4 protein-coding genes are annotated in these 5,590 nt (G+C 41.9%); 2 read left to right on the plus strand and 2 right to left on the minus strand.

What is annotated here, in order from left to right; all coding sequences use genetic code 11:
• Positions 1-128 precede the first annotated feature (128 nt).
• Entirely contained in the window at positions 129-260 is a 132-nt protein-coding gene (locus IM322_RS13060; protein WP_287675664.1) for a PIN domain-containing protein, read from the plus strand.
• Between the two features lie 56 nt (positions 261-316).
• On the opposite strand, the gene pta is transcribed toward IM322_RS13060, so the two are convergent.
• Positions 317-2,413: a phosphate acetyltransferase gene (gene pta / locus IM322_RS13065; RefSeq protein ID WP_287675665.1), complete on the minus strand. Its 2,097-nt coding sequence runs from the start codon at positions 2,411-2,413 to the stop codon at positions 317-319.
• A 463-nt stretch (positions 2,414-2,876) separates the two neighbouring features.
• Positions 2,877-4,673, minus strand: a complete 1,797-nt coding sequence (locus IM322_RS13070; RefSeq protein WP_287675666.1) for an N-acetylmuramoyl-L-alanine amidase family protein — start codon at positions 4,671-4,673, stop codon at positions 2,877-2,879.
• A gap of 224 nt (positions 4,674-4,897) precedes the next feature.
• Between IM322_RS13070 and IM322_RS13075 the strand changes: the two genes are divergently transcribed.
• Positions 4,898-5,332 (plus strand): peroxiredoxin, encoded by a 435-nt coding sequence (locus IM322_RS13075; protein ID WP_287675667.1) that lies wholly within the window; start codon positions 4,898-4,900, stop codon positions 5,330-5,332.
• Positions 5,333-5,590: the final 258 nt, after the last annotated feature.

The following is a 5,590-nucleotide window of genomic DNA, read 5'->3' on the forward strand; positions in this document are numbered from 1 at the left end:
GAGTGATCGGGGGGAAATTTAGGCACTTTTTGCCTGAAAATTAGGTAATTGACCCCCTAAAAATCGCTAAAACCCTACACCCCACACCCTACACCCCACCGAAAAACTTTTTCAGCAGACCCTAGGTAATGAAGAGTGCTTTAATAGATACTCATGTCTTTATCTGGTTAGCTGAGGATGACCCGATTTTGCCTGTTTCGCTGCGAGATAGTCTTGAAAATACCGATAATGTTTTTGTAAGTATTGCTAGTTTTTGGTAAATATCGATTAAAGTAAAAATTGGTAAACTCTCTCTCTGTTCTGAAATGACCATGACTCAAAAAGATTGGGATTGAATGGCCGTGATTACCACCGTATTGATAATATCGGGAACGGTACAACCGCGACTGAGATCATTGACGGGTTTTTTTAATCCCTGTAGGATTGGACCAATGGCTAAAGCTTTCGTTTCCCGCTGCACGGCTTTATAAGTATTATTACCTGTATTCAGGTCAGGAAAAATAAACACCGTCGCTTGGCCCGCCACCTCTGACCCCGGCATTTTTTGGGCGGCTACTTCCTTATCCACGGCCGCATCGTACTGAATTGGTCCTTCTAGCTTCAAATCGGGGCGTTTTTCCCTAGCGATTTTGGTCGCTTGTCGTACTTTTTCCACGTCTTCTCCCTGGCCCGATTGACCCGAAGAATAGGAAAGCAGGGCGATTCGCGGTTCAATTCCGAATTTTTGGGCGGTTTCGGCAGAAGATAGGGCGATTTCGGCTAATTCCTCGGCACTGGGGTCGGGATTCACCGCACAATCCCCATAGACCAAGACTCGATCCTCTAGACACATAAAAAAGACCGAGGAGACGATCGCACAATCGGGCTTAGTTTTGATAATCTGGAGTGCAGGCCGAATTGTGTGTTGAGTTGTATGCACTGCCCCCGATACCATACCATCAGCATCGCCTTGATACACCATTAAAGTGGCAAAATAGGAGACATCCTGAGCGTAATCCCGGGCCAGATCCAGATTCATTCCCTTGGCTTTTCTCGCTTCGTAGAGGGTCTGCACATAGCTTTCAAAATGGGGACTAGCCACGGGGTGAATAATTTGCAGGCGATCGAGATCGAGAGTGATACCATGTTTTTTAATCACCATTTCGATCTCGTCCGGTTGTCCCAAGAGGGTTAAATCGACGATATCCTGTTCGATTAAAACTGTGGCTGCCTGGAGGATGCGCGGTTCAGTCCCCTCGGCCAAAACGATGTGACGTTTTTGCGCTTTGGCCTGTTGTACGAGATTATAGGTGAACATCTTCGGAGTAATCCCCTGGGTCCGCAAAGTGCGAATTTGCGCTTCTAGGCGATCGAGATTGATGTTACTGTGAAAAAGCTGCAGACTGAGGTTAATTTTATCGTAGTCCGTCGAGGTCAGGGTGGTCCGCACTTGGTGGATGCGTTCGGCCGTGGTGTAGGTATCGGTGGTGACGGAGAGAATCGGTAAGGGATCGGGCAAACCTTCAATTAAACGGGCGATCGAAGGATTGAGACTATGACCTGCTGTTAAGACTATACCAGCTAATTGGGGATAATTGGCCGATTGGTGGGCCTGTAACATCCCGATAATCACATCGCCGCGATCCCAAGGGGTGATAATTAAACTATCTTCCTTTATCCACTCTAGGGCATTTTGCATCTGCATGGCCACCACCAGAAAGTTACTAGCTAAACTATCTAATCTCTGCTGTCCGTAGAGAACTTTTGCCTGTAATTGTTGGGCGATTTCTGCCACTCGCGGGCTGCTAAGTTTGGCATTGTGGGGAATCACTCCTAGGGCATATTCTTGGGGGGGAAAAATTTTAGTCAGGCTTTTCCGTAATTCGTCTATTTTTTCCTCTTCAGCTTGATTGATAATAATCCCAATCACCGTACAACCTTTATCCTGGTAGGTGTCGCAGGAAATCAGGATCGGACTAAGGGCATCTTCGATACTGCGATTGTGGGCATTACCTAATATTAAGATGGGATGGCCGAGATTTTTGGCGATTTCTGTATTTAGTTCAAATTCAAAGGCGGAATTTTCTTGCAGATAATCGGAACCTTCACAGAGGATAAAATCATATTTTTTTTCTAAGTTTTTAAACTTTTTGATAATTCTTTCGATGATTTCATCAAATTTTTGTTGTACCAATAAATCCTTAACTTCTTCGTAACATAAACCGAAGGCTTCTTCGTAGGTTTGTTCTAATTTAAAATAATTGAGGATTAAGTCAATGTCTTCGTCCCGATGACCTTGGGAACAGTCGAGAACAATTGGCTGGAAAAAGGCAACTTTATTAGTTTTGCGGAGAATTAAGTCAATAATTCCTAAAGCTACTAACGCTTTACCGCTTCCCGTTGCCGTCGTGCTGATATATAAAGAGTTAGTCATGGGTAGAGGAGAATAATAACAGGAGTGGGATTTAATTGGACTACCCCAACCTTGAGGTGGGCTTTTTCAGCTAAATCAGGATAATTTTGGTGAATCTGTTGATGGCAATAATTAACTTTTAGTTGTTGATCAAGGGTTGGAAATTCTGCGATTAAGTTGTCTATAAGGGTGTGAACTATTGGCAAATTTTCAGGTAAACTATCTTTATTTGTTTGCTCATCCAGAGATTTTTTTTACAGAGCGATCGCTGTTTAAATATTTACTAGGGAGTGATCGGCTATACCTTGTAATCTAGCAGTTATTTTGTCCGATTGCTGTTCACTGGTAACATTTTTTCCATGAACTTGATTTAATTTCCTCAGATTAAGATAAAAACTCCAGAAAATCCTATCACTGGCTTTCCAGCTAGGGCTTGATTTTTCACAAAGATTTAAGCTTATCTCCCTCGGATTGCCATTAAATCTTAACTGGAAGCAATTACCCCAGATTGTTGAAACCATTGGCTAATTCCGGCGGCTAAAACTTGCGCTAATTGTTTTTGTGCCTGAGTATCGGTAATCCATTCAAATTCTTGAGGATTACTCATAAATCCTAACTCTAATAACAATGAAGGACTACTATAGGGACGAGTTAAAGCTAAATTATTCCAAAATACTCCATAGGAAGGACGGTTAAGATTTTTGGTTAAATAATCGTGGAGAAAAACCGATAAATCCGCTGCTTGGGGATGATACCAAAATATGCCAATTCCTTGAGTATTTAAGGCATCTCCATCATCGGGTAAAGCATTATAGTGAACCGATAGCGCTAGGGTTGGTTGCAGATTATTAATCATCTCTACTCGTGCCGGTAGGGATAGATCAATGTCCGTTTCTCTGGTTAAATAAACTGTTGCCCCCAATTTTTCTAACTCCCGTTTAATTAATTTAGACATAAGCAAATTAATCTCTTTTTCTGTGTAACCCGTCGGACCGACTGCACCGGTTTCTTTACCTCCGTGTCCAGGATCTAATAAAATAACTTTGCCCTGTAAATTAGCACTTTTTCCTGGGGGATGACGCAGGGTTAAGATTAAATTTGTCCCCTGGTAACGAAGACTATAACCCCACTGTTGTTTTTGGTTAAGATTAAAAGTGTATTCTATGGTATTCGGGTTAATTTGTCGCCAATCTAAACGTCTGACCAAAGGATTATCAACTAGAAAAATTGTATCGGTTTGGGCAATGGTATTATAAAGGGTCAAAATAAATTTATCATCTTCTTGTGCCACGGCGATCGGTACAGGATGGGAGAGGGGGAAAATAATTTCTGTTGCTTGATTGATACTTCGAGAAGAGAGACCGCGAATATTAGCATTATCCAAGACCTCATTAACTATTAAACGGGTTTCCCGCTCTAAAATCCAACCACCATAATCTAACCGTAACCAATCCCCTTCTTTCCCGGTGACTCTCGCTTTTGTGCCTTGGGGTAAAGGAGTTAAGCGGGAATAATCACTACCTGGTCCCGTGCGCGCTACCCCTTCCGCAACTATAATTTCAATCACCGGTAAATTTTGATCGCTAATAATGTTAATTTCTCCTTGACTTTGTTGGCTAATCGATCGATTATTTAATTGTGCTGTAAAAATAGGTTTTCCTAAGTTAGCCTCTTGCTGAAACTGTTGACAACCTCGATAGTAACCAGTTTTATCCTCGGACTTCGCTTGATTGAGATTAGTTAAAACTGCGGCATTACTAGGCAGTTTTGTGGTTTGAGGTTGGGGTAAAAGAGGCAGTATTTTATCTCCTAACTGCACAGAAACCTGTGCTTGGGGAGTAGCAATCGCGCTAAAACAAATCCATTCCCCCACTAACCGCGTCTTATTGACAGAAGGACTGAGAGAGTTATCAGCAAAAGCTAATTCTTGGGGAATAACTGCTTGAGTATCTCGACGAATTATTTGGCGATTAATAGTTTGGTTTTGATAGCGAATAGTGAAATTATTTTCGCCAACTTGTAGGGGAAAACTAGGGGCAAAATATCCTTTAGCACTGCGTTGAATCGGTTGATTATTGAGCAAAACTTGACCCGATGGAGGAGCAGAGCCAATAAAAAAGATTCTAGAGGCCGTGGTTTGATGATTATCGGGAGGATAAACAATCATCAATGAGGCAGATTTGGCACTGATACTGTGATAAAAACCGATTAATAGCACTAAACCCAAACCAATTAAGATATTTTGCCCAAAAGTTCTCACTTTTAACCAGAATGGCCTCATATTATCCCCCTCTTAGCTGACAAATATTATCCTAGTACAAATTCTGGTGGTTTGTTGTTCGTCTTCTAAGCTGTACTGTATTTAAACTGATGGGAAATTTTAGTACAAATGCTCTGGCTTCTTCTCCCCTCTCCCCACACCCTACCCCCCACACCCTACACCCTGTTTTTGACCCTAATCCTTTATCATCAATATGGATTAACTTTTGTAAAGGAATCGGAGTTATGGCTTTAACCGTTGGAACAATCGCACCGAACTTTAACACCACCGACGATACTGGAAAAACCGTTTCCCTGTCGGATTTTCAAGGTAAAGTCGTAGTTTTATACTTCTATCCCAAAGATGATACCCCCGGTTGCACCAAAGAAGCGCAAAGCTTCCGGGATAACTACCAAGAATACCAAGACAAGGAAATAGTAGTCTTCGGGGTGAGCATGGATGACCAAGGTTCCCATGCACAATTTAAAGAAAAATACGGTTTACCCTTCCAATTGCTAGTAGATACCAATGGTGCTATCACCAAAGCTTATGATGTCGATGGTGGTGGCTATTCTAAGCGCGTCACCTATATCATCGATGCAGAAGGCAAAATTAGCCATGTGGATGACAAAGTGAATACCGCTAGTCACGCATCGGATATTCTCTGTGTAGTCGGTTAATTTTTCCTAAAATCTTTTCTGGGTGTGTTAGGGGAGCCTAATACACCCGATACCCCAGTTCACTGATAATCAGTTTTTAATAACCAGATTTAGTATTGTAAAGTTTTGTAAAAAATGTACGCAAATAACAGCAAACAACTGCTACTGTGGTTAGTGCAAGTTTACCTTACAGTTGAAATGAAACTATCAGATTATGCCAAGAAAAAGGGGTTTTGCGCTCGACTGTATTCAATAAGACGAAGAACAAGAAAAACCGAA

Source organism: Microcystis sp. M109S1, from assembly GCF_020247025.1.
GTDB lineage: Bacteria > Cyanobacteriota > Cyanobacteriia > Cyanobacteriales > Microcystaceae > Microcystis.

Coding starts and splice junctions, on each gene's coding strand:
- IM322_RS13060 (WP_287675664.1), top strand. CDS start 129: ATGAAGAGTGCTTTAATAGATACTCATGTCTTTATCTGGTTAGCTGAG.
- IM322_RS13070 (WP_287675666.1), bottom strand. CDS start 4,673: ATGAGGCCATTCTGGTTAAAAGTGAGAACTTTTGGGCAAAATATCTTA.
- pta (WP_287675665.1), bottom strand. CDS start 2,413: ATGACTAACTCTTTATATATCAGCACGACGGCAACGGGAAGCGGTAAA.
- IM322_RS13075 (WP_287675667.1), top strand. CDS start 4,898: ATGGCTTTAACCGTTGGAACAATCGCACCGAACTTTAACACCACCGAC.